The organism is Paenibacillus sp. IHB B 3084 (genome assembly GCF_001447315.1).
Classification (GTDB): Bacteria; Bacillota; Bacilli; order Paenibacillales; family Paenibacillaceae; genus Paenibacillus.
In genome coordinates, this window is sequence record NZ_CP013203.1 from 697,381 (window position 1) to 715,749 (window position 18,369).

17 protein-coding genes and 1 pseudogene are annotated in these 18,369 nt (G+C 48.0%); 6 read left to right on the forward strand and 12 right to left on the reverse strand.

The window, feature by feature from the left end:
- Positions 1-15 precede the first annotated feature (15 nt).
- Together ASL14_RS03265 and ASL14_RS03270 are read left to right on the forward strand one after the other, a co-directional pair.
- Positions 16-531: a GNAT family N-acetyltransferase gene (locus tag ASL14_RS03265; protein WP_134910437.1), complete on the forward strand. Its 516-nt coding sequence runs from the start codon at positions 16-18 to the stop codon at positions 529-531.
- Entirely contained in the window at positions 513-1,691 is a 1,179-nt protein-coding gene (locus tag ASL14_RS03270) for a YheC/YheD family endospore coat-associated protein (RefSeq protein ID WP_134910438.1), read from the forward strand. The genes ASL14_RS03265 and ASL14_RS03270 overlap by 19 nt, the downstream gene beginning before the upstream one ends.
- Before the next feature lie 102 nt (positions 1,692-1,793).
- Here the strand turns inward: ASL14_RS03270 and ASL14_RS03275 are convergent, their stop codons facing one another.
- The 3 genes from ASL14_RS03275 to ASL14_RS03285 form a co-directional block, all read right to left on the reverse strand.
- Complete coding sequence (locus ASL14_RS03275; protein ID WP_025685391.1) at positions 1,794-2,495, reverse strand: HAD family hydrolase; 702 nt, start codon at positions 2,493-2,495, stop codon at positions 1,794-1,796.
- A gap of 84 nt (positions 2,496-2,579) precedes the next feature.
- Positions 2,580-3,242 carry a class I SAM-dependent methyltransferase gene (locus tag ASL14_RS03280; RefSeq protein ID WP_134910439.1) on the reverse strand — a complete coding sequence of 221 codons (663 nt, stop codon included), beginning with the start codon at positions 3,240-3,242 and terminating at the stop codon, positions 2,580-2,582.
- A gap of 69 nt (positions 3,243-3,311) precedes the next feature.
- Positions 3,312-6,311: a methyltransferase domain-containing protein gene (locus tag ASL14_RS03285; protein ID WP_134910440.1), complete on the reverse strand. Its 3,000-nt coding sequence runs from the start codon at positions 6,309-6,311 to the stop codon at positions 3,312-3,314.
- A 101-nt stretch (positions 6,312-6,412) separates the two neighbouring features.
- On the opposite strand from ASL14_RS03285, the gene ASL14_RS27215 reads away from it, so the two are divergent.
- Entirely contained in the window at positions 6,413-6,565 is a 153-nt protein-coding gene (locus ASL14_RS27215; RefSeq protein ID WP_189338219.1) for an alpha-helical endospore appendage domain-containing protein, read from the forward strand.
- Between the two features lie 494 nt (positions 6,566-7,059).
- Here the strand turns inward: ASL14_RS27215 and ASL14_RS03290 are convergent, their stop codons facing one another.
- The gene (locus ASL14_RS03290; RefSeq protein ID WP_223264176.1) at positions 7,060-7,362 is read right to left on the reverse strand and encodes a glycosyltransferase; all 303 of its coding nucleotides are present in this window, start codon (positions 7,360-7,362) and stop codon (positions 7,060-7,062) included.
- 166 nt (positions 7,363-7,528) lie between these two features.
- Between ASL14_RS03290 and ASL14_RS03295 the strand changes: the two genes are divergently transcribed.
- Positions 7,529-8,602, forward strand: a complete 1,074-nt coding sequence (locus ASL14_RS03295; RefSeq protein ID WP_134910441.1) for a glycosyltransferase family 2 protein — start codon at positions 7,529-7,531, stop codon at positions 8,600-8,602.
- An 84-nt stretch (positions 8,603-8,686) separates the two neighbouring features.
- A complete protein-coding gene (locus ASL14_RS03300; protein WP_223264311.1) occupies positions 8,687-8,998 on the forward strand; it encodes an alpha-helical endospore appendage domain-containing protein in 312 nt (103 codons plus the stop codon).
- Positions 8,999-9,303: 305 nt separating this feature from the next.
- Here ASL14_RS03300 and ASL14_RS03305 read toward each other — a convergent pair whose 3' ends face one another.
- The 7 genes from ASL14_RS03305 to ASL14_RS03335 form a co-directional block, all read right to left on the reverse strand.
- Positions 9,304-9,873 (reverse strand): manganese catalase family protein, encoded by a 570-nt coding sequence (locus ASL14_RS03305; RefSeq protein WP_134910443.1) that lies wholly within the window; start codon positions 9,871-9,873, stop codon positions 9,304-9,306.
- 33 nt (positions 9,874-9,906) lie between these two features.
- Entirely contained in the window at positions 9,907-10,353 is a 447-nt protein-coding gene (locus tag ASL14_RS27685) for a spore coat protein CotJB (protein ID WP_134910444.1), read from the reverse strand.
- 1 nt (position 10,354) lies between these two features.
- Complete coding sequence (locus ASL14_RS03315; protein ID WP_044648566.1) at positions 10,355-10,579, reverse strand: spore coat associated protein CotJA; 225 nt, start codon at positions 10,577-10,579, stop codon at positions 10,355-10,357.
- 195 nt (positions 10,580-10,774) lie between these two features.
- On the reverse strand, positions 10,775-12,130 hold the full coding sequence (locus tag ASL14_RS03320; protein ID WP_134910445.1) for a hemolysin family protein: 1,356 nt from the start codon (positions 12,128-12,130) through the stop codon (positions 10,775-10,777).
- A gap of 16 nt (positions 12,131-12,146) precedes the next feature.
- Positions 12,147-13,277, reverse strand: coding sequence for a radical SAM/CxCxxxxC motif protein YfkAB (gene yfkAB / locus ASL14_RS03325; RefSeq protein ID WP_134910446.1), 1,131 nt, complete (start codon positions 13,275-13,277; stop codon positions 12,147-12,149).
- A 96-nt stretch (positions 13,278-13,373) separates the two neighbouring features.
- On the reverse strand, positions 13,374-14,534 hold the full coding sequence (locus tag ASL14_RS03330; RefSeq protein WP_134910447.1) for an HD-GYP domain-containing protein: 1,161 nt from the start codon (positions 14,532-14,534) through the stop codon (positions 13,374-13,376).
- Positions 14,488-15,942 carry a bifunctional metallophosphatase/5'-nucleotidase gene (locus ASL14_RS03335; RefSeq protein ID WP_134910448.1) on the reverse strand — a complete coding sequence of 485 codons (1,455 nt, stop codon included), beginning with the start codon at positions 15,940-15,942 and terminating at the stop codon, positions 14,488-14,490. Before ASL14_RS03335 ends, ASL14_RS03330 begins: the two co-directional genes overlap by 47 nt.
- A 319-nt stretch (positions 15,943-16,261) precedes the next feature.
- On the opposite strand from ASL14_RS03335, the gene ASL14_RS03340 reads away from it, so the two are divergent.
- Positions 16,262-17,326: an HD-GYP domain-containing protein gene (locus ASL14_RS03340; protein WP_134910449.1), complete on the forward strand. Its 1,065-nt coding sequence runs from the start codon at positions 16,262-16,264 to the stop codon at positions 17,324-17,326.
- Positions 17,327-17,570: 244 nt separating this feature from the next.
- Here the strand turns inward: ASL14_RS03340 and ASL14_RS03345 are convergent.
- A pseudogene (locus tag ASL14_RS03345) lies at positions 17,571-17,932 on the reverse strand (YmaF family protein).
- Positions 17,933-18,369 lie beyond the last annotated feature (437 nt).

Sequence of the window (18,369 nt, forward strand, 5' to 3'; positions counted from 1 at the left end):
CAAGGAAGTGGAATCATGCCGCACATTAGCGATGTTCAACATTTGCCTGCCCGGAGCTGGCTGCTGAGACGACGGCAGCTGCTATTTCTGGCCCGCAGCTCGGGCGGCATGCGCATTACCCGCAATGCCTTGCGGCAGCTGGCCGTTTTAACGCCGGAGCAATTAAAATCCCCCGGCTCCTCCCTCCTGTGCGCTTATCTGCGCACGGAGCAAGGGCTGCGGATTGCGGGATTTTGCCTTGCTCTGAATTACGGTGAAGATGCGTGCATCGTGATCATTCGTCCGCTTTACCGGGGCCGCAGATTGGGCGCTAGACTGCTGTCCGCCCAGCTCAAACAGCTGCGTCGCCTGACGTGCAGCGTGGCCGCCGACAATATGGCCAGTCTCAAAACCTGCTTTCACGCAGGACTTGTTGCGCATGAAATGACGACTGGACCGACCGGAAAGCCTACCCTCGTATTTCGCGGGGAGCTGTCCGAAGATGAGCAGACGGCAGAGGAAGGTGGAATGCTGTGCCAAAACCTGTCCTAGGCATCATGGCCTTGTATTTGAACAACAAAAAGCAATTGGAGGAACGCGCCATATATGAGCGCATGATTACAGAGGGTAAAAGACTGGGGCTGGATATGTATGTATTCACTCCCGCCGATGTCCATAAAGAACGCAAGTTGCTCCTTGCCCAAATGTATGATCCGCACAGCGGCAAATGGACCCTGAAATGGCGGGAATTCCCGGATATGATTTTCGACCGTTGCCGGGTACAGCGCAGTGAACGATATCGTCAGTTGCAGGAATTTCGGGTGCAATATACAGATCTCGTATATTTAAACCGGCCACTGAGTAACAAATGGGCCATTCATCAGCAGCTTGCGAGAAAGTCTGCCTTCCGATCGCATCTCCCTGAAACGGAGCCGTTCATGGGATTTCATAGTGTAAGGCGGATGCTCCGAAAGAATTCACTGGTCTACCTCAAGCCGATTAACGGCACCGGAGGACGCGGAATTTTACGCATTGAGCCTGTTAACAAGCAGGGCGGCCTGTATCTGATCGAGGGCCGCAATCGCAAACGTCATATTATTCCTCAACAGCGGGTGCGTCTGGACCGTCTGGAGCCACGTTTAAGCAATTGGAACATGAATAATTACATTGTTCAGGAAGGGATTCCTGTACAACTGCCGAATGGCAGAGTTCATGATTACCGCATGCTGGTGCAAAAAAATGGTCAGGGGACATGGGAGTTAACCGGATGTGCAGGGCGGATCGGGGCACATCGGAGCGTTACTTCCAATCTGCATGGCGGAGGCAAGGCGGTACCGATGAATCAACTGCTGACACAATGGATTCGTGATGAAAAACAGAGAGAGAGAATCATCAAGCAGGGGGAAAAGCTCGGACTGGATATCGCTGCTTATCTGGAGGAAAGCTATGGGGCATTGTGCGAGCTTGCGCTCGATTTGGCAATTAACAAGGACGGTCGCATTTATGTACTGGAGGTCAATCCGAAGCCAGCACGCGAGGTATTTGCACGTATTGGTGAAAAAGAAACCTACCGCCGCTCCATCGCCAAGCCCATGGAATACGCCTTATGGGTCTATCATACGCAAATTAAACCAAAACCTCTGACGGATCACAACACAGAGAGCAAAACTGAAAGCAAAACTGAAAATAAAACAAAGGAAGGCTCCGCGTAAAAGCGGCCGCCTTCCTTGTTTTATCATTTATTTGACTAACCTCGCATGCTTTTTATATGGGTACGTCAAACATTTCTATAACCAGTAACCTGTGCTTCGTAGCTACTCGGCGTTTTTATAAAGTGTGAGCAGCTGCGTGAAGTCCGTAATAATCGCATCGGAACCCTTCAACTCGTCGTTTACGCCAAATCCAGCATAGGCGCAGCCGATGACTGTTTGTCCGTTCTTTTTGCCTGCCTCCACATCGGAAGAACGATCACCTACCATCCATACGTTTGAAATCCCGTGCTTGCTCAACAAAATCTCCAGCAAATTCACTTTGGAAAGTGTGCTGTATTCACCAGCGCTGTACAGTCCTTCAAAAATCGGGACCATTTCATATGCAGCCGCTATCCCTTTTACATAATCCTCCAGCCCGTTACTGGCTACGAACAACCGAACACCCTGCTCGTGGAGGGTCTGGAGCGTTTCTTTTACATGTGGATACAGGGCATGACTTCCGTTCTTCAATCCCTCCAGCTCCAACTGGAGCAGCAGCTCGTCCGCTCTTCTGTGAGCCGCTTCGCTGGCTTCCGGCATTACTCTTCTCCAGATTTCATCCAGCAGCATACCCAAACTATTCAAAATAAGCTCCTCGGGCGGCGTCTCTCCTTCAAAAAGCCCTTCGGCGCGCAGCGTATCAAACAGCTTGTGATAAGCAGGAAGCAGCAGCGTCTCCGTCTGAAAAAGTGTACCGTCCATATCAAATACCATAGCCTCAGGTTTCTTCAACACAGGTGCATTGTTCATGTAGTTGTCAGTCATTCCTTTCCTATGTAGGTTTACAATCCCGACCCCTCTCATGATAGGCAATAAGAGAGGTCCGTGTAAACCTCATTGCGCATACCGTTAACTCTTATATTTTTTCAAAACAGCCCTGAAACAATGCAAACCGCCCCACAAATCCGTATGCAAGGCGTCCGGCGGAAGGTTGAGATCAACGTCGCTCCAGTACGAAAACCCCGCCTGACTCATCCATTGCTCCATCGCGGACAGATTAACCGTAGGGTAATCAAAGGTTAGCAGTAGCATCCCGTCATCCCGCAAAGTCCGGTGAAATTCACGCAGGGCAGCTAACGAGTCATCAGGGGTTAGATGCTCCAGTACTGATATACATACAATTTTGTCAAAACTGGCCGCCTCATAAGGCAAGGCGGTTAAATTAGCATGCGCAGAGTGCAGACGAATCGGTAAAATTTCCTGAACACGCTCGGCAGCCTCCTCTCCGATATCCCGGCGCACCTCGGCCAATATGGCATCCACGGAAACGATCCTCATATCCAGATCGCAGGCATAGGCCTGAGCGCAGCGCCGGGCCAGCTCAAACTTGAACGGATGCGGAATACCACATGCCGCGTCAAGCACCGTATCCTGCCCGGACATAAAGTGCAGACACCACTCATACTCATAGGGACGACTCCACCAGCTTTGGGGCAGCCTGTAGATCAGGCTGGAGGTATTGGGGTCAGAATGCACGAAAAAACGGGAGAGGTACGGATCAGCAGCGTTCATGGATATAGCCCCCTTTTTTAAATGAAAGGTGCAACGGTATGGGTCAGACCGTATATTCCCCCAGCCAGCTCAGATCGCCTTTGCCACACAGCATAGCTCATGACCGCGTTTCTCACCTTGAAGTTTGGCCAACAGTCCCATCCGCTCCGTGAAAGTAAGCTCGCCATATAAGGGATGCACCTCTATCAAGGCGTCCAGACCGGAAGGAAGCTGACGGGTGAACAGGGCCACCGGGCGCAGACCGGACTTCGCCAGCAAACGTGTCAGCGTGTGCTCTGAATAATGATACAAATGATCTTCCTCGGTAAATAAAGGCGAGTGAGCACCGTAAGCCTCATTTGTAAATGAGTTTTTGTTGGGTACTGTAATGTATAACGTTCCATCCGGTTGAAGCTGCTCTCGTAAATCCGTTAAAAATGCTACGGGGTCTGCAATATGCTCCAGCACATGCCAGCATGCAACAGCCTCATATTCATGATCCAGAGATAAGGCAGTATCTCCCTCCGTTTCTGGCGCTTCATTCGCCGCTTCTTCTTCTGTTTCTGTCTCTGTTTCTGTTTCTGTTTCTGTCTCTGTTTCTGTCTCTGTCTCTGTATCGCCTCCATTCCAGTAGCCCGGCAGCAGATCCACGTCATATTTGTATTTGGCATATGCGCGCGAGTCTATGGAAGGCTCAATGCCCACAGCATTCCATCCACTCTGAAGGGCAGCATGAATAAATTCTCCCGTACCTGATCCAATTTCCAGCAAATTCCCTTTACCGGGACTGAACATATCCAGCAGCATGAGTCCGAAAAGAGCATGGTCCCCGTAGGTCGAAGCGGCTGCACTATCGCGCATGGCGACCCATTTGACGTTATAAATATCTGCGATCATATCCTCAGGCTGTATCCGATCCACATCATTGCGAAAAATAAGCCCACATGAGCCACATCCTATCAATGTAAAATGTTCATACCGATGAAACACCGCCGTATTGGACGAGCCGCACAGTTTGCATGCCATGCCCTGTTCTTCTCCTTTCCCTTCTCTATAAAGTGCGCCCTCTATTTCGCCTTTAGTAAGCGTACGGGAGCCAATAATAGCATGAACACCGGCAATCTTAGCGACAGCACTCGTGTTGACAGGATTCGCAGGGTTAATAACTTCATGAGCAGGAGCAGTTTCAACGGGGTTGGCAGCGTTAGCCATTTGAACAGCTTCAACGGTATGAATTGCTTCAATTTTATTCTCAGCAGTCGCATCCTCAATGTTCACGCCCGTGTTCACATCGGATTTTACGCTGGCAGTATCTCCGGATTCAGCCTCATGTTTATTGTTCACATCATCCCGGCCCGGGTCTATCCAGAGACTGAGACGGGGAGTTGGGTCCAATATGGACTCATATTGTTCCTTCAACCCATAACGGGCATCCGGGTCCAGTTGTTGATAGCGTTCATATTTGGATGTGCGAATAGCTGGTGTATACCAGCCCCAGTGCTGGATACGATAGTCGCTAATTTCACTGGGAAGCTCAAGCACATTATCGGGAAATCTCCCGCAATGCAAATATTGCTCTTTCCATTTATAGGGAAATCCATCCCGATACCGAGTTAAAAAGGGACGGTAATAACGATGAGCCTGCCAGTAATCATCATCCCGGTAATGCGTGGGAGACCACATATCAAACAGCCTGAAACAAAGGGTGTCGGCTTTCGTTCCGGCTAATAAAGCATGCACAGCTTGAGCAAATCGGGATTCAAATATTTCGTCAGCATCCATGTTTAAAATCCATTCCGGGGAAGATGCCAGCGTCTCTCTCCATTGCTGTTTTCGCAGCTCCACTTCATTCGTAAAGGAGGCCCTCTCATTACGGATCAAACGCAGTGGGATCCCTTTTAGCAGATTCCGGCACAATTCACCGCTATCATCACGGCTGCCATCATCAATAATGACCGCTTCATCAATATATTCCCGATGACTTCGAAGCACTTCTGCGAGCTTGCGATCTGCCTCATTGCATACCGTCATGCTCAGTGTCAATTTGGGCCTGGAGACAGGCGGAGCATGAAGCTCACTATGTCGTGGACCGGAGAAAGCTGGTGGCACGACAAAAGAATCCGCAGCATGCTTTGCAAAGACAGCAGACTCACGAAGATCCGATGGAATGGTGATTTCAGGAGATTTAGAGGCAGTGTTGGATGGAGAATTTTCTGAAATATTTGAATTTTCAGGAGTGAGTGAAGCTTTTTGATCGTCCGTATTAGCTGTGTCCTGCGTAATAATTCCATTCAGAGTCAGTAACAGTTGTTCTGCCTTGATGATGTCCGCTTCGCGGTACAAGTGCATGGCCGGGTAATGTGTATCCACAAAAAGCGAAAACCCGTACGCCGCCGCCCGGATACAAAAATGTCGATCCTCTCCCCAAAAGGAAACGTTCGGGATTTTGCCAAAATGAATACCGGCTTCCAGCGCCCGTCTACGAATTAAGGTACAAGCACCCAGACCGCCTACTTCGTATAAACCGGGAACATGCAACTGATGTATAAAATGAAGCTCGCGATGCGCCCGCTCTTCTGCCGTTAGCACTTCACCTTCTTCACGATGGAACAGATTGTATTCATCACTAACCCACACTTGAGGCAATAATGCCCCGTCAGGCTGCCAACGTGTCCAGAAAATCTCGGATACGATATCCTTCTCTGTCTCGACCAGTCTGCATAAAGTACGAGAATGGAGAACCAGGTCTGAATCGACCAAAAATAGCGCGTCGTAATGATGCTGAAGCGCGTAATCAATGAGACGATTTTTGAACCCGGCCACTTTCCAGACGAGGGAAGGGGGCCAATAATGGGTATGCTCATTGCTTCGGTTCTCGTATTGCTGCAAGCCTGACAGCGGGGGCAAAACACGCCCCGGAAGCCGGTCCGCAAAATCAGTCAGCCATTGGCTCGAGGCCGGATTGTCATTATCATCCACGAACAAATAATCCGGCAGCACATCGGGTGCTTCCAGCCGCTCCAAAGCCTGAAGAAATAAAACTAATATTTCGGGCTTTTGATGCACCGGGCTGCCGATTAATATACGCATGAGTCGACGCCTCCCATCAGGCGGAAGCCTCATAACCGTTCCTTCTGCTTGCTTTGACGCAAACGCTAATTGCGATTAAGCGATAAGGAAGTGAGCGTGATATGAATGGACTTACACCTGGAAATATCGATGAAAACAACATCAATGCACTGCTTGCCTGCATCGCCTTTCAAGAGCTGTCATTAAGTCACTTGATTAATGCTGAGGGTGAAAAAAATACAATATGCCGTCGGGACCCTTCCCGGCTGTTTTAGCAGGTGGCGAAATCGTTGCATCGTTATTATTTCGGGTGACGGTACCCGGAAGTTTACAATCCCTCGTATCCGGGCTGACCCTATCGCTGGCAGGAGGGACCAGTTCAATGATCGCCATCGAGTACATTTCCGCCTAGCTCTTTTTTAAGCCTGGGCGGTCAACACCTGTTCTGATAACGCTCCTCCTTTTCCAGCAGCCTCCAAGATGGCCTGTGCTTCTACAGCCGCCCCATTTCAATTCCCGGCCATATGCCCTTCAGGCTCCGTGACGAATTAAGGTATCGTACTTTCCTGTGCCTTTTCCTGTTCCAGCAACCGGATATTCCGTTTTGGGACATCCTGTTTTCCTGCCGGAGGTTGCAGCTTTTCATGAATATCACGCACAATTGACACCCGATGTCATTGCGGAACAAACGAATTTGCGGACAACTGTATACAAAAACCGTCCATCTCGTTCAGTACCTTCAAAGCAGCCGTGTATGCACGGATCGCTTTTACAAACTTGCGCAGCTGTCCACTCTCATCGTGATCCAGTTCTTCATCCGCATCCAGCCATAAAATCCACCCCCGGTGGCACGCGCTATTCCCGCATTTCGTGCTTTCGCAAAGCTGTCATCCCATTTCCGTGAATCAACAGATGCCCCCATGGAACGACAAATGTCCATCGTCCCATCCGTGGACCCTGTATCCGTAATAATGATCTCATCCACAACATCCCTGGCACTTTGCAAGCAAGCTGTGATCCGTTCCGCCTCATTTTTTACAATCATGCACAGTGAAATGAACGGCCGGCTCATGCCTTCCCCCCTTTCATCGGACTTTGATTTTCTAATCTATTAGAGCGCCGCCCCATTTATGATCATCACCATACCCTCAACGTGTTCAACCGAAATTCCTACATAATGAGCAAGCTATCCTAATAAAATGGGAATCATACCAAGTTTTTTGGGAGGGACAAAGAGCATGGTAACCGTCAGCTTATGCATGATTGTCAAAAATGAAGAAGAAGCACTTCACACCTGCCTGAAATCAGTCCATGATCTGGTGGATGAAATCATTATTGTCGATACCGGCTCTACTGACCGTACCCAAGAGGTAGCCACATCGTTCAATGCCCGGATATACGATTTTGAATGGTGCGATGATTTTTCCGCAGCCCGTAACTATGCATTTGATCAGGCAACACAGGACTATCAATTTTGGCTGGATGCAGACGACATATTGGAAGAGCAAGACCGACTGGCATTTCTCGACTGGAAAAAGCAAGCCACCCTCTCTTATGACAGCATTACGATGGATTATGTGCTATCCGTAGATGAACAGGGGCAGCCGCTGCATAAGCTCAAAAGAAACCGGATTGTCCGCCGGGACCGTCATTTCAGATGGATCGGCTTTGTGCATGAATTCCTGCATGTGACTGGAAGCACCTTTCACAGCAATATGGCGGTGACTCATAAAAAGACACGTGCCTACACCGACCGTAATTTGCACATATATCTCAAGCACCGGGAGCAGGGAACTGCATTTTCTGAACGAGATCACTACTATTTTGCCAATGAGTTGTATGACAACGGACGGACGGCAGAAGCCATACAGCAGTACGAACACTATTTGGGGCTGAATCAGGGATGGATTGAGGATCGGATTGCTGCTTGCTTTAAGCTTGCAGAATGCTATGGGCGCCAAGGTCAAAAACAGGAGCAGCGCATCACTCTGCTTCGCACGCTTACTCTCGACACACCACGCGCCCAGTTCTGCTGTGCCTTTGGCAATTTATTGATTGAAGCGGAACAGTATGCCCAAGCCATTTACTGGTTCCGTCAGGCTACACTGATCGAACCGTCACAAGATGCGATGGCCTTAACCAATTCGTCCTATTACACCTGGCTTCCGCACTTGCAATTATGTCTGTGTTACGACCGGATTGGTGACATCGACAAAGCAAAGTTGCATCACCGTATAGCCCAGTTGCACCATCCTACTCATCCGAGTGTTTTATATAACGAGCAGTATTTTGCACAGCTACAGCAGGAATGAGGAAGACGGGCACCGGGTATGTCATTCCATGTCGACCATAGCCATGATGCACATTCAGAGTGAAGGGAGAGATTGCACTTGTCTATGCCCGGTATTCCCGACATCAATCCCCTCATCTCTCTAACGAGGAAAGAAGTTATTCATATGATACTCGCATCCATTGCTATGGAAGAAATGGGCTTGTCCAGCATACTTTATGCCGAAGGCGAAAAAATACAACGTTTTGTAAACGATGAGGATGTTTGTCTGCAAGATATCCTGCAATTGAATCGAAGCGTAGAACGAGTATTGCGAGGGATGGTGAATAACCAGATCCTGCTCCAGCACAAACTGGAGGACGTCTTAATATTTGAAGAACAAAGCAGGTCTAACCGCTACCCTGACCCGGAATCATAAAAGGCAACCCTGACCGAAAAAGAGTGGTGATCACAATTCATTCCACAAAAAAGAACATTGGGAATGCCGCGGGAGGCGACGCGACAGGCGCATCCCTAACGATTATCCGCCTTAATTAATGTACTCCATGATTTGCAACTGGCTCAGTGGCTCGTTGAGCCGTTTCCCGAGATTATTTCTGCTCACTTATATAGACAACACGAAGGGCGCTTCGGTGCTGAAGCGCCCTTCATAAATTACAATTCTTAAAAGAAAAATGTCTCCTGCAAGCATTAGCTTACCAAGAGACATTCTGAATGATTTCCTTAAAACACTTTCCTTTGATTCCGGTCTTCCTTCAAAATTTCCACAGACTCGCGGAAGCGGAGCGAATGGATTATTTCACGTTCGCGCAAAAACTTCAAACTATCCTGCAAATCCACATCATCTGTCAGATCAATCAGCCACTGGTATGTAGCTCTCGCCTTTTCCTCTGCCGCTATGTCCTCATATAGATCGGCAATCGGGTCGCCTTTGGCTTGAATATAGGCCGCTGTAAAAGGAACTCCGGCAGCGTTTTGATAATACAGCGCATGATCATGCGCCGCATAATGTTCCCCCAGCCCCGCTGCCTTCATTTGATCTACACTCGCATCCTTGGTCAGCTTGTAAATCATCGTGGCAATCATCTCAAGGTGAGCAAATTCCTCCGTACCAATATCATTGAGTACACCGATAACCTTATCGGGAATTGTATACCGCTGATTCAGATACCGTAAAGCTGCTGCCAGCTCGCCATCCGCTCCCCCATACTGCTCCATAAGCAATTTGGCCATGTGAGGATCACATTTGCTAACACGTACAGGATATTGCAGCTTCTTCTCATATACCCACATTCAGGTCCCTCCTTTATAAAAGGTTATATCTGCCTATACCTGCCACGGCCAAGGGGTTTGGTTCCATTCCCAAGGATACTTGGAATAGGCACGGCCAAAATTTTGCAGAGGTCCGTATAGGATCTGATACTCATTGGCAATCCCGGTCCTTTCCTGCGTCAGCTTATTGAACTGTTCGATAGCCTGTAAATCATCCGGGTGCGTATTGAGATACAAATTCAGTTCCACCAATACAAAATCCACCTCCTGGAGCTTCTCCAACAGTGCATAAAACTGTGCATCACCCGGCTTAGTCTGGGGCGCATAGCCTTGGTATGGGTTTCTGTCGTACTGATTGTAGCCCTCAGTATGGTTTTGTTGTTGATACGGGTTTGAATAGGGGCTTTGATTCTGATTCTGATTCTGGTTCTGCTGCTGGTTCTCAACCTGATTTCGATTCTGAGGCTGGTTTTGGGCCTGACCCTGATTTGGATAATCCATTTTACTCGCCTCCCCCCTGGTTTCTACAAGACTCATAAGGGCTGTAAAACAAGGGCCATAGCGTTCCCTTCCTCAGCGCCTCTTCTGGACTGAATTGAGGCAGACCTGGGGGCTGAAATTGTACAAACAGGTTCGGTGGAAGCACAAAGGTTTTACACAAAACGGGCGGGCACGGATCGAACGGACCGACAAACGGGGCAAACTCACCTTGCTGTGGAAATTTCACGGGCCGGGACCTCCTTTGATTGATCCATCTGCTTTACTATTCAACATATGCGGCATCGCCCAAGTCTCGAACAAAAAATCACAGATAAAAAAAGAACCTTTAAAACCACGATACCGTGGATCTAAAGGCTCTTGCTTTTACACTCTATAATAGCTTTCATACCGGAACGGAACTGCCCCAAACCATGTCTATGGATCAGGACTCATCGGTGGAAAGTTCATCTTCGATTACAGGGTCAGTCTTGCGGTGAATCTTCACTCTCATAATACGAAGCCTTGTCGCTTCTTCCACCTCAAAGGTCAGGTTATAAAACTCAATCTTTTTCCCTTTCACCGGGCTGCCTTCCAGTTCTTTAAACAGCCAGCCCCCGATGGAATCTACTTCGTCGTCTTCAATGTTCACTCCAGTTAGATCATTGACATCCTCAATGAGCAAACGGCCGTCCACGGAAATGATATTATTCTTAATCTCCACGCTTGGACGTTCATCCTCAAATTCATCATAGAGATCCCCGACGATTTCCTCCAATATTTCCTCCGCTGTCAGTAGTCCGGCCGTTCCGCCGTACTCATCGACCACGAGAGTCATCTGGGAATGCTTTTTCTGCATAAGACGCAGCACGTGACTTACTTCCATGGATTCTGGCACATTCAAAATAGGACGCACCACCGAGGCCAGATCCAGTTGCTCGCCCTGCTCAGCCAACAGAAGATCGGTAATATGAACAAAGCCGATAATCTGGTCCTTATCCTCAACCGCTACCGGGTAGCGAGAATGCTTGGTATCACTGATGATTTTCAGATTTTCCTTAAACGATAAATTCGTATACAAGCAGTCCATATCCGTACGAGGAAGCATAATTTCACGGGCCAGCAAATCGGAAAAATCAAAAATATTATCCATCAGCTTGATTTCGTCCTTATCAATAACACCGCTTTTGGCGCTCTGATTCATCAAGATACGGATCTCTTCCTCCGAATGCGCCGCTTCCGCTTCACTCGCAGGCTGGATGCCGAACGCCCGTAATAGCAAATTCGCAGCGGCATTCAACACCCAGATGACGGGCAGAAATATCTTGTAAAAAAGCAGCAAAGGAGCGGATAAAAACAAGGCCACACCTTCGGTTTTCTGGATCGCCAAAGACTTTGGAGCCAGCTCACCCAATACAATATGCAAAAAGGTAATCACGCAAAATCCGACGACAACGGATACCGTTGTAATCAGTGTACCGTCAGTTACACCGAGTTTGTGCATGAGTGGCTCGATCAGGTAGCCGGATATTGCTGGTTCACCAATCCAGCCCAAGCCCAACGAAGCCAGCGTAATGCCTAATTGGGTGGCGGACAGATAAGCATCCAGCTTCTGGTTCACCTTTAGCGCATAGCCTGCCATGCGATGCCCCTCACTTTGGAGCTGCGTCAATCGGGATTGGCGCATTTTGACCAGCGAAAATTCCGCTGCCACAAATACACCGTTCAGAAAGACGAGCAGCAATACCAAAAGAAGATTCACCGTTAGCAATCCCCAATGAAACTCGGTATGACCTTCCAATACGAACTCCCCATTTCTATAGTTGTATTGCTTTTCTGGATTTAAAATCTACTCCCTTGTAATACATATCCGCTACGAGCAGATTCGGTCCGCAGCAGGCAGCGGCATCACAATGACAGTTCACGGTCTGATTCAACGGATGCTCATTGAGCCATTCACCGAAAATATCGTCCAGATCGCGCTCCTGAATATTTCCGAAAGCCGGAATGTCTGCGAAATCCGTCACATATACGCTCCCCGTGAACATATTCACATTTACACGGTTTCTTCCGTCCGGATCATTACGCACCGTAATATTCGGTTCTTGGCGCAGTCGGCGAAGCAACTTGCGGTCTTCCTCCCGGTCCGAACAGGCAAAGAACGGCAACGTGCCAAACAGCATCCACATATCCTGATTACGCACATCCAGCAGCTTATGAATGGAGTTGCGCATATCTTCGAGTGAAAGGACAGGTAAGGCAGAGGCAAAATTCGATGCGTACATCGGATGAACCTCATGCCGTCGACAGCCCATTTCATTAATCAACTGATGAATACCATCCAGCTTCGTGTGAGTACGGTAATTAATCATGGATTCGGCAGAAATAAACATACCCATTTCGCTCAACCTGCGGGCGTTTTCCACCATTTTCTCATAAAGGCGAACAGCCCCCGCGCGTGGAGTCGGACGTCCGGTATTTGCAAAACCCACTTCATAAAAATCGTCGGCATTCAAATAATTAAACGATATATGCATGACATCCAGATAAGGGAGCATCTTCTCATATCTGCGAATATCCAATGTCAGGTTGGAGTTGATTTGCGAGCGAATGCCACGCTCTTTGGCATATTTCAGCAGCGGAACGATCACTTCGTCCACCGTTTTATCGAGCAAAGCGGGTTCTCCGCCTGTCATACTGATCGTCTCCAGATGCTCGACTTCATCCAGTCGTTTCAGCATCAGATCTAATGGAAGGAAGGGAGCCTCCTTCATAACAAGCATGTCGCCCACAGCGCAGTGCTCACAGCGCATATTGCACAGATGCGTCACGGTCATTTCCACACTTGTCAGCAAATGACGGCCATGTGTACGCAGCGAGACAATCGGGTCCCACGGATCATACGCTGGCGATATTTGTGGAAGTATGTTGTTTTGTAGAACTGTCATTATTTTTCACCTTATTTCTATTATTAACCTCAAAAGACGTATGAATATCATATCATGATGTGTAAAGTGTCTGCATGTTTTCTTCCACTTCATCTGCTAATCCACGTGTATTGCTCCAAAAGGGGAAGCTGTAGCGCCCAGTGTGTTGGTAATCATCACCGAAAGAGATACAGACAGATCCACATCGTAAGGGACTTTCAGTTCCTGTCCGTCCCGATCCCTCACAATCCGAATAACGGGCCTTTGCGGGATTTTGGAGTGTATGCGCACCACAACCCCTTCTTCCCCCGTATTGAGCACCACAGAGAGCCCCAGCGGGTATATAGCTACACAATCGCGGAATGCCTCCAGCATCCGTTGCTCATACAACGTGCCCGCACCGGCATACAGCACCTCCATTGCTTCATAGGGCAACAAAGGCTGCTTGTATATGCGGCTTGCTGTCATCGCATCGTACGAGTCTGCCAGACCGATCCATTTGGCGTATTCGTGGATTTGGTCCTTCTTCCAGCCGTTCGGATATCCGCTACCGTCGATACGTTCATGATGTTGTAATGCACAGTGCGCCGACAGCAGGGGGATTCCCGGTTCGTCTTTAAGCAGCTTGTAACCGATCACCGTGTGCGTTTTCATGTGCTCGTATTCCTCGTCCGTCAATTTGCCCGGTTTATATAGCACTTGAGGTGAAATTTTCATTTTACCAATATCATGCAGTAGTGAACCTATGCCCAGCTCCATGAGCTGGTTGTTATCGTAGCCACTGGATATTCCCAGTACAAGCGAATACAGACATACGTTCAATGAATGATGATACAGATCCTGATCTGCCGCCCCGATATCCATCAGCATAATGACGGCATCCTGACGGCCTCCGATATCGTCCAGAATGGATTCCATCACCTTATAAAATGACTTGCCAAAGTATTGGTGCTTATGATCTACGGAGTAGGAGGACAGACCCTGAAACTGCTTTTTGATCTCCTGTAGCGCCGCAGCCCTCGTCTGTTCATGGATCATTTCGGGGATCACGATATCTTCTGTCACCGCATCCTCGATGTATACATATCCAATTCCGACTTGGCCTAGACGTTCAATCAATCGCGAAGTAAGCTCAACACCTTCCGAGAGCAACACCATTCCATTTTCATTGTATATTTTTTTGCCCAGCTTCATGCCGGCTCTCAATAATGTAACAGGTACCAGTCGCAGCTTAATCCTCTCCCGATTGTTTTGATACCTGAAGCCACCTAGCTGCAAAACACTCTTCCATCGCGCCCGGACGCTTCAACTCCATTTCAATCAAATCCCGCAAAAATTCTGGAAGCATAAATCGGAGTTCCGTTCCGTTCGCAAGCACCTCATAACCTGCTCTGAAAGTGAACATATCCAACGTGCCCACCGTATATTGCTCATTTTCTTCCAATGAGCGACCCGCTACACGTATATCCGTCACTTTATCATAAGGAGCGCCGGCCGGATCATATTGAATCTCCAGACCTTCCACACACATCGTACCCAGCACTTTACCTCTAAAGCCAAATCCCGTCATTTTCTTGTCAGCAAATTCCGGTAGCAAAGACTGCTCCAGTGCGAGCCGAATATCTCTCCCCCACAGCTTCATGACACAGGCATTAATCGGCGAAGGGCATAAGGAATGCAGCATTCCTTTACTGACATCACCTTGAGGTAAAGAGCCAAGCAGTTGGCCCGCATTCACTAGAGAAATAGCGGTTCCCGTAAAATGTGACACCGATTGTGCCAGCAAATTTCCGAAAGGAGATTCGCGATCATATGCGATCTCCAGTTTCCGATCCGTCACCGTAACCGTGCTCTCCATGGCACGCTCTGCCTGTCTGCGATGCAGTACAATGGCCGACGCTACCTTTTCATCCAGCAGTGTGTGATCTACAGGAACTACGCCGCCTGACGTAACCCGAAACGGTTCATGACCACTGCTGCGGCTTAGGGTCACTTCACCTAGCAGCGTTCCATACTTGCCAGCCCCACATAGAGCTGTGCTCCCGATCCACAGCGGTTCCTCCAGCACATGATGGGTATGCCCTCCAAGAATCACGTCAATCTCCGGAAACTGCGATGCCAATTTCTTATCCGAAGGTAAACCCAGATGCGACATCACAACCAGAACATCGACATGCTTTCTCAGGGACTGAATTTGCTCGCCCAATACCTCAAACGGATCAAGTGCATCCCATCCCAGCAATTGATAGAACTCGCCAAAAGGAGCCGTCACTCCGAGCAAGCCTATCTTAATGCCAGCCTTGTCCAAAATGAGCGAATCCGTCATCCACGCAGGCTTCATTCCTGTGGCGTTCTCCCTGATATTGCCGCATACGACCGGGCAGTGAATTCCTGCATATGCCTGTTCAAGAATATCCGGGGTAAAAGTCAGACCCTCGTTGTTACCAATCGTAATCGCATCGTACCCCGTCAGATTGATCACATCCACATTCGCCCCACCCAGCGTTCCTTCCGTTTCGGGGGCTATCCGGTCCATGTGGTCTCCCATATCCAGCACAAGCAGCGCATCTCCTGATGCAGCTCTTCGTTCATGAATCATCGCGGCTATCGAAGGCATACTGCCAAAATGACTATGTATATCATTGGTATGCAAAATGGTTAACGTTTGCTGAGTCGTCATCTCCATAACCGCCCTCCTCTATAGTTTATATATCGACTCTGTTGCTTCTAATGTTTAAGGATACCATGTTATTTCGCATTATGGTACATGTCGGCGGGGGTGAGCTACAACCTACGATTTAGCTACTTTATTGTCTCAGGATAGAGACCCGGGGAGAAGCAAGGTCACAATGTCTTCGTATGCCTCTGAGAAGAGACGGGTTCCTGGGACCTATTTTACAGCTAGGAATAATAGTGAATTAGTCGTTGTCATCCCATATAATTCTTGATATATTAGGTTTGCTTCGTATTTTCGACAAATTTACGACAATAAGGAGGTTAAGCACATGAGAGTTCACGTTACCGATGCCAAGCCAGGAGATCGTCTCAGATCTGATACATACAATGAACACGGCGTACCCGTCATGATTCAGGGCACCATGCTACAGCACGACGATATATCCAAGCTCATCATGCACGGTGTCGATTATATCGACATTGATGCCGGTTCAGCGAGCATTCCGGTTGACTTTGCCCCCGATGTTCCCGCTTCCCCCGAGTCCCTTAAACGCGCCGTTCCCCTCATGGAGCAGACTATTCATGGCTTTGAAAGCATGTTTCTCGAAGCTTCCGCATCCGGCAAATTTGATGAATTTCGAGTCGATGAGCTGTTCGGCCCCCTCGTTTCAGAGCTGACTCGTCAAAAAGATGTCGTATCTCTGCTGTTAATTATGGAGCGGGGAGATCACTATACGTACAATCATTCTCTCCAAGTAGGTGTACTGTCGTATTACATTGCCATATGGCTTGGATATACGGAAGAAGAAGCCTATATCGCTGGCAAGGCCGGATATTTACATGATATAGGCAAGTCCATGATACCGGATGAGATTCTGAATAAACCTGATAAGCTGACGCCTGAAGAATTTCAGGAAATGAAAAAACATTCCCTCTACGGCTATAATATAATTCGCAATTCAACCAGCGATGAGATTTCAGCCATCGTCGCCTTGCAGCATCACGAAAGAGAAGACGGAAGCGGATACCCGCATGGACTGTTCAAGGAGGATATTCACCCTTTCGCTAGTATTACGGCGATTGCGGACGTATATAGCGCTATGATCTCTAACCGTGTGTACCAGACGAAGCAGGAGCTGCTCACCGTACTGCGCGAGCTGCACAGCATGAGCTTCGGACATCTTAACCCGGAAGCCACTCAAGTCTTCATCCGGCATATGCTTCCGAACTTTATTAACAAGCAGGTCCTGTTGACTACAGGTCAGACAGGAACGATTATTCTGAACAATCCTGCTGATTACTTTAGACCCTTAGTGAGAATTAACGATAATGAATATGTAGACTTGTCCAGGGAACGCCATGTATCCATAGATGAAATTTATTTGGAATCCTGATCTGCTACTGCCTCCCGGCGTTACTTCGGTGGAACGAAATGTCTTGCCGAAGCACAGGCTACGCGAATAAAAAGAGACTGTCCTTGATTCGTAGGTTCTTCTACGAAGGACAGCCTCTTTTTATGTTACGGACAAATGCCTAGTCACTATCTTACCTCAGCCCCATCATAACCTTCGCAAAGCAAGAATTATCCGATGGAACCCTTCACCTCAAACCTGATTACTCACCTTCTACATTCGTTCATTAAATAAGAGGTGCCTGAATCAATGTTGCGAAATTAAACTGATGTACATGACCATCATTTAATGTAGTTTGGCCTGTAACAAATGTACGTGTTTGCCATTTCCGACTGGGATAGCTGGTCCTGTTCTAATCTTTTTCAGATTATGAAAGTGGTTCAGAAAATCAGTTTTTGTAAGATCAATCTCATGGACATGACTTCTTCCAACTCGAATCGCTTGCCCAGTAACACCTGCAAAGCGGTGATTATGTCGGTCTGCGCCTTCTTCAGCCAGTTTGGTACTACCTTCAAATTCATGTACATGCCTCTGTGTCTGTTTAGAAGAGATTGTTTTCTTCTTTACTGCAGGTTTATTCTTCTGCATCCGTTGCCTGCCTCCTTATGTTTTTGTGGCTTACAACATCCTATTAAGCAAACATAGTTAAGCGCTAGACAATTATCCGCAGTCCTAACAATAAATTTTTAATTCTACCTCCCCTTATAAACAACCGAATCATAGATCATCCTTATCTGGAATGGATTAAAAGAATGACGTGGTTTCGCAAAACCGGAATGTCGGTAGCCGAACTAAAGGAATATGTTGATCTGAGGGTTCAAGGTGGATTAAGTATTAAGTATGTATTGCAACGGTTAGATCATAAGACAATTCAGAAAACTGCCGACATCTATTTAGATATTACGGAAAAATAGAAGAAGACGAACTTAAAAAGTTCGCCTCCTACACTAACAGGGAATACGAGTCGGCACAAAATCGGCACGATCCGTCTTTAAGATCTTTAGATTATCTCAAAAACCTTGTCT

Bases quoted from the DNA above. Each gene is read 5' to 3' on its own strand.
- ASL14_RS03280 (WP_134910439.1), bottom strand. From the start codon at position 3,242: ATGAACGCTGCTGATCCGTACCTCTCCCGTTTTTTCGTGCATTCTGAC.
- ASL14_RS27685 (WP_134910444.1), bottom strand. From the start codon at position 10,353: ATGGATTATCCAAATCAGGGTCAGGCCCAAAACCAGCCTCAGAATCGA.
- ASL14_RS03335 (WP_134910448.1), bottom strand. From the start codon at position 15,942: ATGGAGATGACGACTCAGCAAACGTTAACCATTTTGCATACCAATGAT.
- ASL14_RS03340 (WP_134910449.1), top strand. From the start codon at position 16,262: ATGAGAGTTCACGTTACCGATGCCAAGCCAGGAGATCGTCTCAGATCT.
- ASL14_RS03290 (WP_223264176.1), bottom strand. From the start codon at position 7,362: ATGAGCCGGCCGTTCATTTCACTGTGCATGATTGTAAAAAATGAGGCG.
- yfkAB (WP_134910446.1), bottom strand. From the start codon at position 13,277: ATGACAGTTCTACAAAACAACATACTTCCACAAATATCGCCAGCGTAT.
- ASL14_RS27215 (WP_189338219.1), top strand. From the start codon at position 6,413: ATGAATGGACTTACACCTGGAAATATCGATGAAAACAACATCAATGCA.
- ASL14_RS03300 (WP_223264311.1), top strand. From the start codon at position 8,687: ATGCCCGGTATTCCCGACATCAATCCCCTCATCTCTCTAACGAGGAAA.
- ASL14_RS03295 (WP_134910441.1), top strand. From the start codon at position 7,529: ATGGTAACCGTCAGCTTATGCATGATTGTCAAAAATGAAGAAGAAGCA.
- ASL14_RS03305 (WP_134910443.1), bottom strand. From the start codon at position 9,873: ATGTGGGTATATGAGAAGAAGCTGCAATATCCTGTACGTGTTAGCAAA.
- ASL14_RS03265 (WP_134910437.1), top strand. From the start codon at position 16: ATGCCGCACATTAGCGATGTTCAACATTTGCCTGCCCGGAGCTGGCTG.
- ASL14_RS03275 (WP_025685391.1), bottom strand. From the start codon at position 2,495: ATGACTGACAACTACATGAACAATGCACCTGTGTTGAAGAAACCTGAG.
- ASL14_RS03285 (WP_134910440.1), bottom strand. From the start codon at position 6,311: ATGCGTATATTAATCGGCAGCCCGGTGCATCAAAAGCCCGAAATATTA.